This is a genomic window from Pseudomonas sp. LPB4.O, from assembly GCF_038383825.1.
Taxonomy (GTDB): domain Bacteria; phylum Pseudomonadota; class Gammaproteobacteria; order Pseudomonadales; family Pseudomonadaceae; genus Aquipseudomonas; species Aquipseudomonas putida.
The window spans coordinates 575,872-594,060 of the sequence record NZ_CP151298.1 but is presented as its reverse complement, the minus strand read 5'-3'; the positions used below and the strand labels follow the sequence as shown (position 1 = coordinate 594,060).

The 18,189-nt window shown below is 65.0% G+C and carries 21 protein-coding genes; 8 read left to right on the top strand and 13 right to left on the bottom strand.

Annotation, left to right across the window (positions count from 1 at the left end; genetic code table 11):
- The first annotated feature begins 148 nt into the window (after positions 1-148).
- Together dxs and MRBLPB4O_RS02660 are read left to right on the top strand one after the other, a co-directional pair.
- The gene (dxs, locus tag MRBLPB4O_RS02665; RefSeq protein ID WP_019472347.1) at positions 149-2,044 is read left to right on the top strand and encodes a 1-deoxy-D-xylulose-5-phosphate synthase; all 1,896 of its coding nucleotides are present in this window, start codon (positions 149-151) and stop codon (positions 2,042-2,044) included.
- 140 nt (positions 2,045-2,184) lie between these two features.
- Complete coding sequence (locus MRBLPB4O_RS02660; protein WP_341797441.1) at positions 2,185-4,056, top strand: TonB-dependent receptor; 1,872 nt, start codon at positions 2,185-2,187, stop codon at positions 4,054-4,056.
- Here MRBLPB4O_RS02660 and MRBLPB4O_RS02655 read toward each other — a convergent pair.
- The 12 genes from MRBLPB4O_RS02655 to nrdR all read right to left on the bottom strand — a co-directional run bounded on the left by MRBLPB4O_RS02655 (position 4,034) and on the right by nrdR (position 12,850).
- Positions 4,034-4,846, bottom strand: coding sequence for a cobalamin-binding protein (locus MRBLPB4O_RS02655; RefSeq protein ID WP_341797440.1), 813 nt, complete (start codon positions 4,844-4,846; stop codon positions 4,034-4,036). The two genes, MRBLPB4O_RS02660 and MRBLPB4O_RS02655, sit on opposite strands and share 23 nt — an antisense overlap.
- Positions 4,846-5,265, bottom strand: a complete 420-nt coding sequence (locus MRBLPB4O_RS02650) for a hypothetical protein (protein WP_016497785.1) — start codon at positions 5,263-5,265, stop codon at positions 4,846-4,848. Before MRBLPB4O_RS02650 ends, MRBLPB4O_RS02655 begins: the two co-directional genes overlap by 1 nt.
- Positions 5,262-5,879 (bottom strand): GTP cyclohydrolase II, encoded by a 618-nt coding sequence (ribA, locus tag MRBLPB4O_RS02645; RefSeq protein ID WP_016484701.1) that lies wholly within the window; start codon positions 5,877-5,879, stop codon positions 5,262-5,264. The genes MRBLPB4O_RS02650 and ribA overlap by 4 nt, the downstream gene beginning before the upstream one ends.
- 244 nt (positions 5,880-6,123) lie before the next feature.
- Positions 6,124-6,867 carry a transporter substrate-binding domain-containing protein gene (locus MRBLPB4O_RS02640; RefSeq protein WP_341797439.1) on the bottom strand — a complete coding sequence of 248 codons (744 nt, stop codon included), beginning with the start codon at positions 6,865-6,867 and terminating at the stop codon, positions 6,124-6,126.
- A gap of 15 nt (positions 6,868-6,882) precedes the next feature.
- Positions 6,883-7,386 (bottom strand): phosphatidylglycerophosphatase A, encoded by a 504-nt coding sequence (locus MRBLPB4O_RS02635; RefSeq protein ID WP_010951803.1) that lies wholly within the window; start codon positions 7,384-7,386, stop codon positions 6,883-6,885.
- Positions 7,383-8,351 carry a thiamine-phosphate kinase gene (gene thiL / locus MRBLPB4O_RS02630; protein ID WP_341797438.1) on the bottom strand — a complete coding sequence of 323 codons (969 nt, stop codon included), beginning with the start codon at positions 8,349-8,351 and terminating at the stop codon, positions 7,383-7,385. The genes MRBLPB4O_RS02635 and thiL overlap by 4 nt, the downstream gene beginning before the upstream one ends.
- 18 nt (positions 8,352-8,369) lie before the next feature.
- The gene (gene nusB, locus MRBLPB4O_RS02625; protein ID WP_023049296.1) at positions 8,370-8,870 is read right to left on the bottom strand and encodes a transcription antitermination factor NusB; all 501 of its coding nucleotides are present in this window, start codon (positions 8,868-8,870) and stop codon (positions 8,370-8,372) included.
- Positions 8,867-9,343 (bottom strand): 6,7-dimethyl-8-ribityllumazine synthase, encoded by a 477-nt coding sequence (gene ribE / locus MRBLPB4O_RS02620; RefSeq protein WP_003255395.1) that lies wholly within the window; start codon positions 9,341-9,343, stop codon positions 8,867-8,869. Before ribE ends, nusB begins: the two co-directional genes overlap by 4 nt.
- A gap of 91 nt (positions 9,344-9,434) precedes the next feature.
- Positions 9,435-10,526, bottom strand: coding sequence for a bifunctional 3,4-dihydroxy-2-butanone-4-phosphate synthase/GTP cyclohydrolase II (gene ribBA / locus MRBLPB4O_RS02615; protein ID WP_016497781.1), 1,092 nt, complete (start codon positions 10,524-10,526; stop codon positions 9,435-9,437).
- Positions 10,527-10,544: 18 nt separating this feature from the next.
- Positions 10,545-11,210, bottom strand: coding sequence for a riboflavin synthase (locus MRBLPB4O_RS02610; protein WP_016497780.1), 666 nt, complete (start codon positions 11,208-11,210; stop codon positions 10,545-10,547).
- Between the two features lie 42 nt (positions 11,211-11,252).
- On the bottom strand, positions 11,253-12,383 hold the full coding sequence (gene ribD / locus MRBLPB4O_RS02605) for a bifunctional diaminohydroxyphosphoribosylaminopyrimidine deaminase/5-amino-6-(5-phosphoribosylamino)uracil reductase RibD (RefSeq protein WP_341797437.1): 1,131 nt from the start codon (positions 12,381-12,383) through the stop codon (positions 11,253-11,255).
- A 2-nt stretch (positions 12,384-12,385) separates the two neighbouring features.
- Positions 12,386-12,850, bottom strand: coding sequence for a transcriptional regulator NrdR (gene nrdR, locus MRBLPB4O_RS02600; RefSeq protein WP_009685710.1), 465 nt, complete (start codon positions 12,848-12,850; stop codon positions 12,386-12,388).
- Positions 12,851-12,956: 106 nt separating this feature from the next.
- Between nrdR and MRBLPB4O_RS02595 the strand changes: the two genes are divergently transcribed.
- The 3 genes from MRBLPB4O_RS02595 to trxA are packed head-to-tail and all read left to right on the top strand — an operon-like array spanning position 12,957 to position 14,973.
- Positions 12,957-13,409 (top strand): YbaY family lipoprotein, encoded by a 453-nt coding sequence (locus tag MRBLPB4O_RS02595; protein WP_016497778.1) that lies wholly within the window; start codon positions 12,957-12,959, stop codon positions 13,407-13,409.
- Positions 13,410-14,069, top strand: a complete 660-nt coding sequence (locus tag MRBLPB4O_RS02590; RefSeq protein ID WP_341797436.1) for a 50S ribosomal protein L11 methyltransferase — start codon at positions 13,410-13,412, stop codon at positions 14,067-14,069. It abuts the gene before it with no gap.
- Positions 14,070-14,100: 31 nt separating this feature from the next.
- Complete coding sequence (trxA, locus tag MRBLPB4O_RS02585) at positions 14,101-14,973, top strand: thioredoxin (RefSeq protein WP_086974857.1); 873 nt, start codon at positions 14,101-14,103, stop codon at positions 14,971-14,973.
- Between the two features lie 143 nt (positions 14,974-15,116).
- Here trxA and MRBLPB4O_RS02580 read toward each other — a convergent pair whose 3' ends face one another.
- Positions 15,117-15,461 (bottom strand): hypothetical protein, encoded by a 345-nt coding sequence (locus MRBLPB4O_RS02580; RefSeq protein ID WP_341797435.1) that lies wholly within the window; start codon positions 15,459-15,461, stop codon positions 15,117-15,119.
- Positions 15,462-15,591: 130 nt separating this feature from the next.
- On the opposite strand from MRBLPB4O_RS02580, the gene MRBLPB4O_RS02575 reads away from it, so the two are divergent.
- The 3 genes from MRBLPB4O_RS02575 to MRBLPB4O_RS02565 are packed head-to-tail and all read left to right on the top strand — an operon-like array spanning position 15,592 to position 18,137.
- Complete coding sequence (locus MRBLPB4O_RS02575) at positions 15,592-16,161, top strand: DUF2796 domain-containing protein (RefSeq protein WP_016497773.1); 570 nt, start codon at positions 15,592-15,594, stop codon at positions 16,159-16,161.
- Positions 16,162-16,872 (top strand): ABC transporter ATP-binding protein, encoded by a 711-nt coding sequence (locus tag MRBLPB4O_RS02570; RefSeq protein ID WP_016497772.1) that lies wholly within the window; start codon positions 16,162-16,164, stop codon positions 16,870-16,872.
- Complete coding sequence (locus MRBLPB4O_RS02565) at positions 16,872-18,137, top strand: ABC transporter permease (RefSeq protein ID WP_341797434.1); 1,266 nt, start codon at positions 16,872-16,874, stop codon at positions 18,135-18,137. The genes MRBLPB4O_RS02570 and MRBLPB4O_RS02565 overlap by 1 nt, the downstream gene beginning before the upstream one ends.
- Positions 18,138-18,189 lie beyond the last annotated feature (52 nt).

The window sequence follows — 18,189 nt, the reverse complement described above, 5'->3', positions numbered from 1 at the left end:
GCGGCCTGTGATCTGTGAAGATCCTGTGGGAGCTGGCTTGCCGGCGATGGGCTGCAAAGCAGCCCCGTGCGACACCCGTCTGAATGGGCAGTATTTCCTACAATGGGGTAAACTGCCGCGTCTTCACACACCTATAACGACTCGCCTGATGCCCACGACGTTTCAAGAGATCCCCCGCGAACGCCCGGTCACGCCGTTGCTCGACCGCGCTGACACGCCTGCCGGCCTGCGCCGGCTGGCCGAAGCCGACCTGGAGACCCTGGCCGACGAACTGCGCCAGGAACTGCTCTACACCGTGGGACAGACCGGTGGGCATTTTGGCGCCGGTCTGGGCGTGATCGAGCTGACCATCGCCCTGCACTACGTATTCGACACCCCGGACGACCGGCTGGTGTGGGACGTGGGCCACCAGGCCTACCCGCACAAGATCCTCACCGGGCGCCGTAACCGCATGCTCAGCCTGCGCCAGAAGGACGGCATCGCCGCTTTCCCGCGCCGCAGCGAGAGCGAGTACGACACCTTTGGCGTCGGCCACTCCAGCACCTCGATCAGCGCCGCACTGGGCATGGCCATTGCCGCCCGTCTGCAGAACAGCGCACGCAAGTCGATCGCGGTGATCGGGGACGGGGCGCTGACTGCCGGCATGGCCTTCGAGGCGTTGAACCACGCCCAGGAAGTCAACGCCGACATGCTGGTGATCCTCAACGACAACGACATGTCGATTTCGCGCAATGTCGGCGGCCTGTCCAACTACCTGGCCAAGATCCTCTCCAGCCGCACCTACGCGAGCATGCGCGAAGGCAGCAAGAAGGTGCTGTCGCGCCTGCCAGGCGCCTGGGAAATCGCCCGCCGCACCGAGGAATACGCCAAGGGCATGTTGGTGCCGGGCACGCTGTTCGAAGAACTGGGCTGGAACTACATCGGCCCCATTGACGGCCACGACCTGCCGACCATGATCGCCACCCTGCGCAACATGCGTGACCTGAAGGGCCCGCAGTTCCTGCACGTGGTGACCAAGAAGGGCAAGGGCTTCGCCCCGGCCGAGGTCGACCCGATCGGCTATCACGCCATCACCAAGCTGGAGCCGGCCGACAAGCCTGCCGCGCCAAAGAAAGTCAGCGGCCCGAAATACTCTGCCGTGTTCGGCCAGTGGCTGTGCGACATGGCCGCCGCCGACAACCGCCTGGTGGGCATTACCCCGGCGATGAAGGAAGGCTCCGACCTGGTCGACTTCAGCGAGCGCTACCCGGAACGCTACTTCGACGTGGCGATCGCCGAGCAGCACGCCGTTACCCTGGCGGCCGGCATGGCCTGCGAGGGCAGCAAGCCGGTGGTGGCGATCTACTCCACGTTCCTGCAGCGTGCCTACGACCAGCTGATCCACGACGTGGCCGTGCAGAACCTCGATGTGCTGTTTGCCATCGACCGCGCCGGCCTCGTTGGCGAAGACGGTCCGACCCATGCGGGCAGTTACGACCTGTCGTACCTGCGCTGCATCCCGGGCATGCTGGTGATGACCCCGAGCGACGAGAACGAGCTGCGCAAGATGCTCAGCACCGGCCACCTGTACAACGGCCCGGCAGCCGTGCGCTACCCGCGTGGCACCGGCCCGAATGCGCCGATCAGCGGCGACCTGGAGCCACTGGAAATCGGCAAGGGCGTGGTTCGCCGCCAAGGCGAGAACGTCGCCCTGCTGGTGTTTGGCGTGCAGCTGGCCGAGGCCATGCAGGTGGCCGAGCAGATCAACGCCACAGTGGTTGACATGCGCTTCGTCAAACCGCTGGACGAGGCCTTGGTGCTGGAACTGGCTGGCAGCCACGCGCTGCTGGTGACCATTGAAGAGAACGCCATCATGGGTGGCGCGGGTGCTGCAGTGGGTGAGTTCCTGGCCAGCCAGGCAGTGCTCAAGCCGCTGCTGCACCTGGGCTTGCCCGACATCTACGTCGAGCATGCCAAGCCTGCACAGATGCTGGCTGAGTGCGGGCTGGATGCGGCCGGGATCGAAGCGTCGGTGAAGGCCCGCATGGCCAGGCTCGGCTTGTAATCCCCGGGGCCGCTCTGCGGCCCATCGCGACACAAGGCCGCTCCCACAGCGACCTCACCGCTCCCCAGGCTTGCGCAATACCTGTGGGAGCGGCCTTGTGTCGCGATCGAGGGCGCAGCCCTCGCAAAATGGTACTGCCCATGAAAGCCCCAACTTTTGCCACCCTGCTCTGCCTCCCCCTCCCGCTGCTGGCCGCCGAGCGCGACGACGCCCTCAAGCTCCCCGACGTGCTGATCAGCGCCAGCCGCCAGGTCGAATCGCGCACCGTCACCAGCGCCGCCAATACCGTCTTCACCCGCACCGACATCGACCGCCTGCAACCCACCAGCGTCACCGACCTGCTCAGCCGCGTGCCTGGCGTGCAAGTGGCGCCTACCGGTGGCCGTGGCAGCCTGCCCGGCATCTTCATCCGTGGCACCAAGGCCGCACAAAGCCTGGTACTGGTCGATGGCGTGCGCATCGCCAACGCTACCTCCGGCGACAGCGGCCTGCAGTTTCTCGACGTTGACCAGATCGAGCGGGTGGAAGTGCTGCGTGGCTCGCGTTCGGCGGTGTACGGCAGCGATGCCATTGGCGGGGTAATCCAGATCTTCACCCGGCGCAGCAATGGCCCCGGCCTGCAGCCGCGCCTGCGCATGGCCGCCGGCAGCAACCAGACATTCCAGCGCAGCTTGGGGCTTTCTGGCGGCAACGACGCGACCCGCTTCAACCTCGGCGCCAGCCTGGATGAAACGGCCGGCATCGACTCGACCGGGCCGTCATTCGCCAGCGATGGCGACCACGACGCTTACCGCAACAAGGCATTCAACCTGAGCCTGAGCCACACCTTCAGTGAGCGCTTCGAGGCCGGGCTGAACCTGCTCGACAGCCGTGGCCGCAGTGAGTACGACAACCCGTTCGGCGGCTTCGACCCGGTCACCTTCGAAAGCTTCGGCCAACAGCCCTACACCGATTTCAGCGTCAGCAGCCTGGGCAGCTACTTCGATGCCCAGCTCACCGACGCATGGCATACGCGGCTGGAACTGGCCCACAGCGAGAACCGCGACGACAAGCGCGACAAGCTCAGCGCCGAACGCTTCGTGTTCAATACCTACCGTGATCAGGCCACCTGGCAGAACGACCTGACCCTGGGCGAGCGACACAGCGTGTTGCTGGGTGGCGACTGGTACGAAGACCGCGTGCACGCCAGCACCGACTTCACCGAGGACAGCCGGTGGAACCGCGCCGTCTTCGTCCAGCACCGATACCAGGGCGAACGGTTTTCCACCGAAGTGGGTGTGCGCCATGACCGTAACCAGCAGTTCGGCGGCCAGACCACCTGGAGCGGCAGCCTGACCGTACCGTTGAACGCACAGAATGATGTGCTGCTGTCCTACAGCGAAGGCTTTCGGGCGCCAACCTTCAACGACCTGTATTACCCTCAGTTCAGCAACCCGGACCTGAACCCCGAGCACTCCAGAAGCTACGAGCTGCAATGGCGCAGCCAGCTGACTGCGGACAGCCGCCTGGAAGCCTCGCTGTACCGCACCGACCTGCGCGATGCGATCGTGTTCGGCCAGGACTCGATACCCCGCAACGTCGCCTCGGCCCGTATCAACGGCTTCGAAATGGCCTTGGCGCAACAATGGGGCGCCTGGCACAGCCAACTGGGCCTGGCACTGATCGACCCTCGTGACCGTGACAGCGGCCACACCCTCGCCCGCCGTGCACGCCGCACGCTGAGCCTGGACCTGGACCGTGAACTCGGGCGTTTCACCGTGGGCGCAGGCTGGCAAGCGGTCAGCGGCAGCTATGACGATGAGGCCAACCGCAACCGCATCGGTGGCTATGGCCTGCTCGGTTTGCGCGGTAGTTGGGCAGCCACTGACGAACTGAAACTGGAAGCGAAGCTGGATAACCTGCTGGACCACACTCACAGCCGTGCCCTGTACAGCTACGAGGGTGCCTACCACCCCTACCGCGAAGAAGGCCGCACGCTGTTGTTCAGCGTTACCTGGACGCCGGCGCTTTAGCCGCGAGCAACGCGCACAAGCGTGCGGTGGCTTCGATCATCTGCCCGCTGGGCCGCTCCAGACCTTTGTCGGGCACCACCAGCAAGCGGCCATCGGCAACCGCACGCAATTGCGGCCAAGCCTTCCAGCTCGCCAGTTGCGCTGGATCGCCAGCCAGGATGACCTGTGGGTTGCGCAGCAGCACAGACTCCACATTCACCTGCGGTGCCGGCTGGTTGAGGTCGGCGAACACATTGCGCGCCCCGCACACTGCCAAGGCATCGCTCACCACCTGCCGGCCACCCAGGGTGTACAAGGGCTGGTCCCATACCTGGTAGAACACCTGCAATGGCTCGTCACGCCGGTACTGCTCACGTAACTGCTGCAGCCGCTCTCGCAGGGCCTGGGCGTACTGATGGCCTTGTTCGGCACGGCCGATACGCTCGGCGATGGCTTCGATCTGGGAAATCAACTGGTCGATATCATGGGGTTCCGCACTGAAGGTGGCGATGCCCAGGCGCTTGAGCTGGTCGCGCTGGGCAGGTGGCACGCTGTCCGGCCAGAGCAGCAACAGCTCGGGGCGCAGGCTGAGCAGGCGCTCCATGTTCAGTTGCCCTTGGCGCCCAACCGAGGGCAGGTCGCGCAGCGCTGCCGGCCGCTCGCCACCGTCGAGCACCCCCACCAGCAGGTCGTCGGCCCGCAGTTCGAGCATGATTTCAGTCATCGAGGGCGCCAGGCTGACCACCCGCAGGGGGTCAGCGGCCAGCGCGGTGCAGGCGAACAGCGCCAGCAGGCCTGGCAGCAGGCGCATCAGCCGAGCTGACGTGGAATGCGATAGAGGTACAGCACCACCACGGTAGACAGTGCCAGCAGGATTTGCGGCACCGCCTCAAGGCCGACCAGCACCGACAGTGCGGCGACCCAGGCCGGGAAGCAGGCGTACAACATGGCCATGCGCCGTACCCGGGCCAGTTCGATCCAGGCAGCGGGCTCTTCGCCCGTGCCGAGCACCTTGGAGGTGGCGATCAGTGCGCGCTTGTAGGCGCCGAAGCGCGGCAGGCTGAGGAACATGGTCGCCGCGCCGGCGATGAACAGCGGCATGGCCAGCACCGGGATCAGCGCGTCACCACCACCAAAGGCCCAGGCCATGACCGGCAGCGGCACCAGGCCCATCGCCAGGTACTGCCACCAGGCCAGTGCCAGGCGCCGCTTGACCTCGGCACGGGTCACGCCTGGGGCACCTCACCCTGGTGTTCATTGCCCAGCATGTGGCCGAGTTTGCCGGCCTTGGTCGCCAGGTAGTAACGGTTGTGCGGGTTGTGGCCGGTGTGCAGCGGCACACGTTCGGCAACCACGATATTCATGTCGGTCAGCGCTTTGACCTTGCGCGGGTTATTGGTCATCAGGCGCAGGGCTTTCACACCCAAGTGCTCCAGCATCGGCAAGCAGATGGCGTAGTCGCGCTGGTCGGCGGCAAAGCCCAGGCGTTCATTGGCTTCGACGGTATCGGCGCCACCATCCTGCAGCTCGTAGGCGCGGATCTTGTTCAACAGGCCGATGCCACGGCCTTCCTGACGCAGGTACAGCAGCACCCCACGGCCTTCACGGGCGATGGCCTGCAGCGCGGCTTCCAACTGCGAACCGCAGTCGCACCGCTGGCTGAACAAGGCATCGCCGGTCAGGCACTCGGAGTGCAGGCGCCCCAGCACCGGCTGGCCGTCCGCAATGTCACCCAGGCTGAGCACTACGTGCTCGCGGCCAGTGGCTTCGTCGAGGAAGCCATGCATGGTGAAGGTCGCGAATGGCGTCGGGAGTTTAGAGGCGGCAACAAAGACGACGGGCACGTTGTGCTCCTGGAATAAGTTGGAAATTTCTCGTGGGCCGATTGTATCAGCCGGTTGCAGGCTGTGGGCGGGCTGAATACCGCGGGTTAAGATCGAAAAGTTCGATGCTTAGCAGCGCGGGCTTGGCACGCTCTCTGTGGGAGCGGGTTTACCCGCGAAGCAGACAACGCGGTGCCTGGCACCGGCTCCGCCGGTGTTCGCGGGTAAACCCGCTCCTACAGGGACCGCGCAAACCCTTTGAATGCTAATGCGGGCGGCTATCTGGGCCGAAAGGGTACGGCTGTTTCCAGTGCTCGAAAATCGGCTTCAGCTCGCCGCTGCGCACCAGTTCGTCCATGCGTTTGTCGAACAGGTCACACAGCGCCTTGGCCTGGCCGTTGCGGGCAAACGCCAGGTACAGCGGCAGCTCGGCCACATGGGTACGGCGGAAGCGCTCGGGCTGGGATGACTGGCTCAGGACATAATCGACTTCGGTCTGTGCATCGATGTAGAAGTCCACCCGGTCATGCTCGAGCATCGGCAGAATGCCTTCGCGGCGCTGAATTTCACGGTATTCATGCACATCTGGCAGGTAGCTGCCGTAGTCGTAGCCACGCACCCAGGCCAGGCGATACTTGCCCACATTCTGCGCAGTAGGCACAGGTTTGCTAGCCAGCCCCAGGGCATAGATGTGGTCCATGTCGAAGTGCCAGCGCGGGTACAGGTTGTCGTCGTTCTCTTGCTTGTAAGAGCCCACCCAGGCATCGGCTTCGCCACGCTTTACCAGCCCGACTGCACGGCTATAGGGCGCGCTCTGGGCCACCACCTTGACCCCTGCCGGCTCGAACACCTTGCGCAGCACATCCCAGGCCACCCCGGTACCGTCAGCGTTGGTGTAATCGAGCCACTCTTCACTGACCAGGTGGATCTGCTTCGGCACGCCTTCAGCAGCTGCCACCCATGGGGCAACGCTCAGCAGCACTGCCAACAGCAACGTCCTTATGGCCATTCAAGCGCTCCCTGTTCAGGCAACCGCCCACACCAGAACCTGCATGCCCAGCCAAGCAAACACGCCGGCCAGGATATCGTCGAGCATGATGCCGACGCCCCCGTGCACATGGCGGTCGATCCAGCGGATCGGCCAGGGTTTGAGGATGTCGAAGAAGCGGAACATCAGGAACCCTGCCAGCAGCCACTGCCAGCCTTCTGGCACCAGCCAGAGGGTGATCCACATGCCGACGATCTCATCCCAGACAATGCCTTCATGGTCGTGTACGCGCAAGTCATTGGCGACTTTGCCGCACAACCAGAAGCCAAACAGCATGCTCACGCCCAGCAACAGCCAGTAGCCCCAGTCAGGCAACAGCTGCCACAACGGAATGAACGGGATGGCCACCAGCGAGCCCCAGGTGCCCGGGGCCTTGGGCAAGGTACCGGAACCGAAGCCAAAAGCGATGAAGTGCCACGGGTTGCGCCAGACCGAAGGCGGAACGAACTCCGCAGGCACCTGATTGGGGTGATCGGTCACGGTGTCTCCCTAAAGTGTTGATAGCCCCGCTGAACGGGGGTGATGTCCCGGCCCTGTGCGTCGCGCAAGGTGACACCCTGCCCTTCGAGCACACGGCCAATGGTATGTACCTCGACCATGCCGAGGTCAGCCAGGAGCGCCAGCGCCTCAGGCGGCAGCGTGAAGGCGAGCACGTAGTCGTCGCCACCGGCCAGGGCTGCCTGTACTGCCGCTTCGCGCCCCAGGAACGCCTCTACAGCAGGAGACACTGGCACCTGGGCCAGGTTCACCTCCAGCGCAACGCCGGACGCCTTGGCGATGTGCCCGCAATCAGCGAGCAGGCCGTCGGAGATGTCCAGCGCCGCCGTGGCCCGGCCACGCAGCAGCGTGCCGAGGGTGAGCTGCGGCGTTGGCGACCAGTAATGGGCCAGCAGCGGCTCGGCCTGTTCGGCAGGCGCCTCGCGTTCGCCCAGCACCAGCGGAAGCGCGCCGGCCGCCTTGCCCAGCACACCGCCGACGCACAGCAGGTCGCCTGGCCGTGCACCGCTACGGCGCAACGCTTGGCCTGCCGGCACGCGGCCAAACACGGTGACGGTGATGCTCAGCGGGCCCCGGGTGGTGTCACCCCCGATCAGGCTCATGCGGCAACGGTGGGCCATGCGGCTGAGGCCGTCGGCATACGCCGCCAGCCAGTCAGGGCCAACGTCCGGCAGGGTCAGGGCGAGGGTAAAGCCGATCGCAGTCGCGCCCATGGCGGCCAGGTCACTGGCGGCCACGGCCAACGAACGCTGGCCAAGCAGCAGCGGATCGCAAACAGCGGGAAAATGCACCCCGGCGACCAGGGTGTCGGTCGACACCGCCAGTTGCTCACCGGGGGGAAGGGCTAGCAGGGCGCAGTCGTCGCCAATACCCAGGGCCACGCCCTCGCCGCCCTGCGCACAAGGCGCGGCGGCGAAGTAATGGTTGATCAGCTCGAACTCACCCATGGCTCTACAGCGCCAGAATCAGCGCTTGTTCGCCTTGACTTCGGCTTCACGCAGCGACGGCGCCAGCTTGTCCAGCACGCCGTTGACGAACTTGTGGCCGTCGGTGGCACCGAAGACCTTGGCCAGCTCGACACCTTCGTTGATCACCACGCGGTACGGTACGTCGACGCGCTTGATGAACTCCCAGGTGGACAGGCGCAGCACAGCCAGCTCGACCGGGTCGAGCTCTTCCAGCGTCATGGTCATGCAAGGCGCCAGCGCCTTGTCGATTTCGCCCTTGATTGCCGGAACCCCATGCAGGATTTCACGGAAATAAGCACCGTCGACGTCGGTGAAATCGTTATCCACCCGGAACTGCGCTTCGATCTCGTTCAGCGAATGCTGCGCCATGTGCCACTGGTACAGTGCCTGGGTCGCGAGCTTGCGGGCTTCGCGACGCTTGGCGCTTTTCGAGGGCTTGCCGGCATCCGCAGGTTTTGGATCGCGCGGGTTGAAACGATCGCTTTCGTCGCTAATCACTTGGCCTCCAACTGCGCCAGCAGGCTGACCATTTCCAGTGCGGACAGGGCAGCTTCAGCACCTTTGTTGCCGGCTTTGGTGCCGGAACGCTCGATGGCTTGTTCGATGGAGTCGACGGTCAGTACGCCGAAGGCCACCGGAACACCGAACTCCATGGACACCTGGGCCAGGCCCTTGGTGCATTCGCCCGCCACGTATTCGAAGTGCGGGGTACCGCCACGGATCACGGCGCCCAGGGCGATGATCGCGTCGTAGGCGCCTTGCTGGGCGACCTTCTGTGCTACCAGCGGGATTTCAAATGCGCCCGGGGCACGGATGATGGTGATGTCGCTTTCGCTGACACCGTGGCGTACCAGGGCATCAACGGCACCGCTTACCAGGCTTTCAACGACGAAGCTGTTGAAGCGGCCAACCACCAAAGCATAGCGACCTTTGGGGGCGATGAAGGTACCTTCGATGGTCTTCAGGGTCATTCCGATATTCTCATCTTCAAGAGCGAGGCCGCATACAAGCGGCCTCGACAGGGGTCTGGACTCGAGCAGAGGGCGTCAATGCCGCCTCAAGTCACTCGGAGGGCACGTATTCTACAACTTCCAGATCGAATCCGGATATCGCGTTGAACTTCATCGGCGAACTCATCAGGCGCATCTTGCGCACACCAAGGTCGCGCAGGATCTGCGAACCGGCACCCACGGTGCTGTAGGTGGTCGGTGCCTTGGCCGGTGCATCGCCTGCGCTTTCGCGGATGTGCGCCAGCAGCACGTCGCCATCCAGCGGGTGGCCCAGCAGCAGGACCACGCCGCTGCCGGCTTCGGCCACGGCGGCCATGGCAGCACGCAGGCTCCAGCGGCCTGGCTGCTTGACCAGCAGCAGGTCGCGCAGCGGGTCCATGTTGTGCACACGCACCAGGGTCGGCTCTTCGGCGCAGATCTTGCCCAGGGTCAAGGCCAGGTGCACGTCGCCTTCCACCGCGTCGCGGTAGGTGACCAGGTTGAACTCGCCCAGCTCGCTTTCCACCGGCTGCTCGGACACACGCTGCACGGTGCGCTCGTGGATCATGCGGTAGTGGATCAGGTCGGCAATGGTGCCGATCTTCAGACCGTGCTCGGCGGCGAACACTTCCAGCTCGGCGCGGCGCGACATGGTGCCGTCGTCGTTCATCACTTCGCAGATCACGCCGCTTGGCTCGAAACCGGCCATGCGCGCCAGGTCGCAAGCAGCTTCGGTGTGGCCGGCACGGGCCAGGGTACCGCCGGGCTGGGCCATCAGCGGGAAGATGTGGCCAGGGCTGACGATGTCTTCGGCCTTGGCATCCTTGGCGGCAGCGGCCTGCACCGTGCGTGCACGGTCGGCGGCGGAGATGCCGGTGGTGACACCTTCGGCGGCTTCGATCGACACGGTGAACTTGGTGCCGAAGCCCGAGCCGTTGCGCGGCGCCATCAGCGGCAGCTTCAGCGTTTCGCAACGCTCACGGGTCATCGGCATGCAGATCAGGCCACGGGCGTGCTTGGCCATGAAGTTGATGTGCTCGGGCAGGCAGCATTCGGCTGCCATGATGATATCGCCTTCGTTCTCGCGGTCTTCGTCATCCATGAGGATGACCATTTTGCCCTGGCGGATGTCTTCGACCAGTTCTTCGATGCTGTTGAGCGCCACGCGGCACCCCCTTCTCAATCAGGATTTCAAGAAGCCGTTGGCGGCCAGGAAGCTTTCGGTAATGCCACTGCCCTTGCTCGGTTCGGCAGCCTTGTCACCCAGCAGCAAGCGCTCCAGATAACGGGCCAGCAGGTCGACCTCAAGGTTTACCCGACGCCCTGCGCGGTAGTCGGCCATGATGGTTTCGGACAGGGTGTGCGGGACAATGGTCAGCTCGAACTCGGCGCCATTGACCTCATTGACCGTCAGGCTGGTGCCGTCGACGGTGATCGAACCCTTGTGGGCGATGTACTTGGCCAGCTCCTTGGGTGCACGCACACGGAACTGGATGGCGCGGGCGTTATCGCTGCGCGAGATGATTTCGCCGACGCCGTCGACATGGCCGCTGACCAGGTGCCCACCCAGGCGGGTGGTGGGGGTCAGGGCTTTCTCCAGGTTGACCTTGCTGCCGCTCTTGAGGTCAATGAACGCGGTGCGTTTGAGGGTTTCGACGCTGACGTCGGCCCAGAAGCCATTGCCCGGCAGTTCGACGGCGGTCAGGCATACCCCGTTGACGGCGATGCTGTCGCCCAGCTTGACGTCACCCAGATCGAGCTTGCCGGTTTCGACGTAGACGCGCACGTCACCACCCTTGGGGGTGAGGCTGCGGATGGTGCCGATGGATTCGATGATGCCGGTAAACATGGGGTCTTCCTCAAAAACGGTTTGCACGGGGCAAGCCCGGCATTATACGCCGGGTGCCGGCAGGGGGATGGCTGTGACCCGCCAGTCATCGCCCACTGCGCGCATTTCGGTAATTTTCAATCGCGGCGCTTCGCTCATCTTGTCCAGCGGCCAGTCCAGCAACGGGCGGGCCTGGGAGCCGAGGAAGGTGCCGGCAACGAACAGCTGATATTCGTCGACCAGGCCTTGGCGGGCAAAGGCACCGACCAGGCCGGCACCGGCTTCCAGCAGGATTTCGTTGACGCCGCGAGCGGCCAGGGCCTGCAGCAGCGCCGGCAGGTCGACCTGACCATTGTCACCTGGCAGGTTCAACAATTCGTGGCCGGCAGCGGCATAGCGCGGGTCATCTGCGACAGCGGTCACCACCAGTGCCGGGCCGGCCTTGAAGAACGGCGCATCCAGTGGCAGGCGCAGGCGGCCATCGACCAGTACGCGCAGCGGCGTACGGCTGAGAGCCAGGGCTGTGGTTTCGGCATCCAGGCCCAGCTCGGCGCCACGCACGGTCATGCGGGCGTTGTCGGCCAGCACGCTGGCAGCGCTGGTCAGCACCACGCTGGAGCGGGCGCGCAGGCGCTGTACCGCCGAACGTGCAGCCGGGCCGGTAATCCACTGGCTTTCGCCACTGGCCATGGCGGTGCGGCCGTCCAGGCTCATGGCCAACTTGGCGCGCACGAACGGCAGGCCAGTTTCCATGCGCTTGAGAAAGCCCGGGTTGAGTGCGCGGGCCTCGGCTTCGAGCACGCCACTGGCCACCACGATACCGGCCTCGGCGAGGCGCCGCAGGCCTTGCCCCGCCACTTGCGGGTTAGGGTCCTGCATGGCTGCCACAACCCGCGCCACACCGGCCTTGACCAGCGCCTCGGCACACGGCGGCGTGCGCCCATGGTGGCTGCACGGTTCAAGGGTAACGTAGGCACAAGCGCCACGAGCACGCTCACCGGCCTGGCGCAGGGCATGCACTTCGGCATGCGGCTCGCCGGCGCGCACGTGCCAACCTTCGCCTACCACTTCGCCATCACGTACGATCACGCAGCCTACGCGCGGGTTGGGGTGGGTGGTATACAGGCCCTTGCGCGCCAGCTCCAGCGCGCGGGCCATGTAGTGGGCGTCAAGGATGGCGGCTTGGCTGGGCATGTTCACTCTTTGGCTGGCTCACGGGCCAGGCGGTCGATTTCTTCGCGGAACTCGTCCAGGTCCTGGAAGCGCCGGTACACCGAGGCAAAGCGGATATAAGCCACCTCGTCGAGCTTGCGCAGCTCGGCCATGACCATTTCACCCACCACCAGCGATTTGACTTCGCGCTCGCCAGTGGCACGCAGGCGGCTCTTGATGTGGGCCAGCGCCGCTTCCAGACGCTCGACGCTGACCGGGCGCTTTTCCAGGGCCCGTTGCATGCCGGCGCGCAGCTTGTCTTCGTCGAACGGCTGGCGCGTGCCGTCCTGCTTGATCAGCCGGGGCAGCACCAGTTCGGCGGTTTCGAAGGTGGTGAAGCGCTCGCCACAGGCCACGCATTCGCGGCGGCGGCGCACCTGCTCGCCCTCGGCAACGAGGCGAGAGTCGATGACCTTGGTGTCGTTGGCACCGCAAAAGGGACAGTGCATGGTGGCAGGCAACAAAAAAAGGGAGGGCCATGGTAGCGCATTGCACTGGCAAGACAAGCCAAAGGGGTTAACATCCATGGGAAATCTGCCCGTTAAGGACTCCCCCATGCACTACCGAGCGCTCGTCGTGCTGTGCTGCGCCGCCCTGCTCGCCGCTTGCGGCAGCGACAGGCCGAAGACCGATACACCCCCGGCGCCCACGCCAACCCGCTCGGCCAAACCGGCCGAAGTATTGGGCCCGTTGCCGGCCTACCAGCGTGAACTGAGCGGCACCTTGCTGGAAATCCCGGCCGGTGCCGACGTGGAACTGGCCTTGCTGGTCATCGACGAACGCGACCGCCCGCAACGCCTGCTGGCCAGCAGCAACCTGACCGGCACCGGGCAAGCGTTGCCCTACCACCTTCGCTTCAACCCCGAAGCCTTCCCGGCCGGCGCGCGGGTCGAGCTACGTGGCCGCGCCAGCCGTTCCGGCCAGTTGATCATGCACCTGCCGCCGGTACGTATCAGCCAGGCCCAGACCCAGGCCACCGGCCCGCTGCGTTTCGAGAAGGCACCTTAAGTGGCGCCACTGGCCCTGCAACAGGCTCTCAGCGGCCTGATCGGCGAAGCGCGCCTGATCGTCAGCGAGCTGCCCGGCTGTGACTTGAAGCTGTGGTTGATCGACGACCAGAACATGGACCGCGCCTTCAGCAGCGACGAAACCCGGCGCATTCTTGACGAGCCGCCCTACTGGAGCTTTTGCTGGGCAAGTGGCCTGGCCATGGCCCGGTACCTGGCCGAACGCCCGGAATGGGTGGCCGGCAAGCGCGTGCTGGACTTTGGCGCCGGCTCCGGTATCGCCGGCATTGCCGCCGCGCGCGCCGGGGCACTGGAAGTGGTGGCCTGCGACCTTGACCCGCTGGCCCTCCATGCCTGCCGCGCCAATGCCGCGCTGAACGGGGTAGAGCTCAGTTACAGCAGCGACTTCTTTGCCGAGGACGACCGCTTCGACCTGATCCTGGTTGCCGATGTGCTGTACGACCGCGCCAACCTGCCGCTGCTGGATGCCTTCCTCAGCCGCGGCCGCCAGGCGCTGGTGGCCGACTCGCGGGTACGCGACTTCAGCCACCCGCTGTACCAGCAGTTGGGCGTGCTCGAAGCACTGACCCTGCCGGACCTGGCCGAGCCACACGAATTCCGCAGGGTCAGCCTGTACCACGCCAGCCGCGACGCCTTATAGTGGTGCCATTCACGAGTTAGCGAGAGTCGCGATGACCCAAGACACGCCTTACATTTTCGACGCTACCGATGCCACCTTTCAGCAACTGGTGATCGAGAACTCTTTCCACAAGCCGGTGCTGGTGGACTTCTGGGCCGAGTGGTGTGCGCCGTGCAAGGCACTGATGCCGTTGCTGGCCAAGATCACCGAGGGTTACCAGGGCGAGTTGCTGCTGGCCAAGATCAACTGCGACGTGGAGCAACAGGTGGTTGCCCAGTTCGGTATCCGCAGCCTGCCGACCGTGGTGCTGTTCAAGGACGGCCAGCCGGTGGACGGTTTTGCCGGGGCTCAGCCGGAATCGGCGATTCGCGCCATGCTCGAGCCACACGTGCAGATGCCCGCCGCACCCACCGCTTCGCCACTGGAGCAGGCCAAGGCGCTGTTTGCCGAAAGCCGCTTTGCCGAAGCCGAAGCGCTGTTGCAGGCGCTGCTGGGTGAAGACAACAGCAATGCCGAGGCGTTGATCCTGTACGCCCGCTGCCTGGCCGAGCGCGGTGAACTGGGCGAGGCCCAGGTGGTGCTGGATGCGGTCAAGACCGACGAGCACAAAGCTGCGCTGGCCGGTGCCAAGGCCCAGCTGACCTTCCTGCGCCAGGCGGCCAGCCTGCCGGAAGTGGCCGACCTGAAAAGCCGCCTGGCGCAGAACCCGCAGGATGACGAGGCGGCTTATCAGCTGAGCATTCAGCAGCTGGCGCGCCAGCAGTACGAGGCGGCGCTGGATGGGCTGCTGAAGCTGTTCCAGCGTAACCGTGGCTACGAGAACGGGCTGCCGCAGAAGGCGATGCTGCAGGTGTTCGAGTTGCTGGGCGGGGATCATCCGCTGGTTGGCGTTTATCGCCGCAAGCTGTCGGCGGCGATGTTCTGAGAATGCCGGGGGCCGCTTTGCGGCCCATTCGCAGCACAAGGCTGCTCCTACAGGGACCGTACGAAACCACGGCCACCTGATCCTTGTAGGAGCAGCCTTGTGCTGCGAACGGGCTGCAAAGCAGCCCTAAATTCCTGGCCCTCTCACCCAACCCAGTGATAGACCGGCGCATCCACGCCACTTTCCACCTTCACCTCACTGCTGTGCCGCAAGCGCACCAGCAGCCGCTTGCCCGCCGCCGTGCTTCCCGTCAGCCCTTCCAGCCGGTCCAGCAACTCCGGCCCGCTCATCTGCCCGGCAACGCGCAACACTTCACGCGCTGCGGACCATTGCCCGTCATCATGGCGCGGTGCCGCAACAGTAGCCGTCGCAGCACCCTGTACCACAACAGGCACCTCGATTTGCTTACCCAGTTGCGCCCACTCTTCAGGCGCCAGCTCGATGGTCAGGTCCACCGGCCAGTCACCAATCTGTCCACGAATTCTCATGATGCATTCCTTGAGCCCAGGTCAATGCAGCCATGCTACCGCAACATGAAACCTTAGCCACGCAGGCTGGCGGCGCGCAGAAAAGTTGTTATAACATAACCCAATCTTCCAGCCCGCCCCGGAGTCGTCCATGCGTCGCCTGCTGCTCGCCCTGCCCTTCGCCTTGCTGCCACTGGCAGTGGCCCATGCCCACGATGACCATGATCATGACCACGGCACGCTCGGCGCCCACGAGCATGGCGTGGCCAAGCTCAACGTCGTGCTTGATGACAACACCCTGGAGCTGGAGCTGGACAGCCCGGCAATGAACCTGGTGGGCTTCGAGCATGCCGCCAGCAGCGATGCAGACAAGGCCAAGGTCGCCGCCGTGCGCCAGCAACTCGAACAACCCCTCAAGCTGTTCGGCCTTTCTGCAGCAGCAAACTGCAAGGAAGAACAACAGGAGCTGGAAAGCCCGCTGTTCGGTGATGCCCTGAAAGCCGACGACGAGGGTGACGAGCACGCGCATGGCCACCAGCACAGCGACATTGGTGCCCATTACCAGCTCACCTGCGCCAACCCTGACAAACTGGCACAGGTGGACCTGGCGCCCCTGTTCAAGGCCTTCCCGGCCACCCAGAAAATCAACGTGCAACTGATCGGCCCCAACGGCCAGAAAGGCGTGGAAACCACGCCGGCCAAGGCAGCGGTCGCCTTCTGAATGAGCCAGCCGTTGATCGAATTGCATGACCTGGTGTTCGGCTGGCCAGGTCAGCCGCCGTTGCTGGATATTCCGGCATTCCACCTGGACGCGGGTGAAGCCCTGTTCCTCAAGGGCCCCAGCGGCAGTGGCAAGACCACCTTGCTGGGCCTGCTCGGCGGGGTGAACGTGCCGGCCCAGGGCCGCATCCAGTTGCTTGGCCAGGACCTCGGCAAATTGGGCCAGGGCGCCCGCGACCGCTTTCGGGTCGATCACACCGGTTACATCTTCCAGCAGTTCAACCTGCTGCCGTTTCTCTCTGTACGTGAAAACGTCGAGCTGCCCTGCCGCTTCTCGCACAGCCGCAAGGCCCGCGCCGAGCAGCGCCATGGCAGTGTCGACCAGGCGGCCGGCACGCTGCTGGCCCACCTGGGCCTGGGCGACCCCGCCCTGCTCGCCCGCCGCGCCGACAGCCTGTCGATCGGCCAGCAACAGCGGGTCGCCGCCGCACGCGCCCTGATCGGCCAGCCAGAACTGGTGATTGCCGACGAACCGACCTCGGCGCTGGATGCCGACACACGCGAAGCGTTCATCCGCCTGCTGTTCGATGAATGCCGCGCAGCCGGTGCCAGCCTGCTGTTCGTCAGCCACGACCAGAGCCTGGCACCACTGTTCGACCGTCACCTTTCCCTGGCCGACCTCAACCGCGCCGCCAAGCCCCGGGAGGCCTGATGTACCTGCTCCGCCTTGCCCTGGCCAGCCTGGCCAACCGCCGCTTCACCGCCTTTCTCACCGCCTTCGCCATCGCCCTGTCAGTGTGCCTGCTGCTGGCGGTGGAACGTGTTCGCACAGAAGCGCGCGCCAGCTTCGCCAGCACCATCAGCGGCACCGACCTGATCGTCGGCGCCCGCTCCGGTTCGGTGAACCTGCTGCTGTATTCGGTGTTCCGCATTGGCAACGCTACCAACAACATCCGCTGGGACAGCTTCCAGCACTATGCACAGGACCCCCGCGTGAAGTGGGCGATCCCGATCTCGCTGGGCGACTCGCACCGCGGCTACCGAGTGATGGGCACCACGACGGATTACTTCAGCCATTACCAGTACGGCCGCCGCCAGCATCTGGAACTGAGCCAGGGGCGTGAGTTTGCCAGCGACCCGTTCGAGGTGGTGCTCGGCGCCGAAGTGGCCGAGGCGTTGCACTACAAACTGGGTGACAAGCTGGTGCTGGCCCACGGCGTGGCAGCCATCAGCCTGGTCAAGCATGACGACAAGCCGTTCACCGTGGTCGGTGTGCTCAAGCGCACCGGCACACCGGTCGACCGCACACTGCATATCGGCCTGGGCGGTATGGAGGCCATCCATATCGACTGGCACAACGGCGTACCGGCCCGAGGCGCCGGGCGCATCAGCGCCGAGCAGGCACGCACGATGGACCTGCAACCTGCCGCCATTACCGCGTTCATGCTGGGCCTGAACAACAAGATCGCGACCTTCAGCCTGCAGCGCGAGATCAACGAGTACCGCAGCGAGCCGTTGCTGGCAATCCTGCCAGGCGTGGCCCTGCAAGAGCTGTGGAGCCTGATGGGCACGGCGGAACAAGCGTTGTTCGTGGTGTCGCTGTTCGTGGTGCTGACCGGCTTGATCGGCATGCTGACGGCGATTCTCACCAGCCTCAACGAGCGCCGCCGGGAGATGGCGATCCTCCGTTCGGTCGGGGCCAGGCCGTGGCATATCGCGGGGCTGCTGGTACTGGAGGCGCTGTCACTGGCGGCGGTCGGGATCGTGGCCGGGCTTGGCTTGCTGTATGCGGGGATTGCCCTGGCGCAGGGGTACGTGCAGGCCAACTATGGCTTGTATCTGCCACTGGCCCTGCCGAGTGCTCATGAATGGACCTTGCTGGCTATCATCCTGGGGGCGGCGTTGCTGATGGGCAGCGTGCCGGCGTGGCGGGCCTATCGGCAGTCGCTGGCCGATGGCCTGTCCATACACCTCTGAGTGCGCGTAATGATCAGACACCTCACCGCCTGCTTCGCGGGCACGCCCGCTC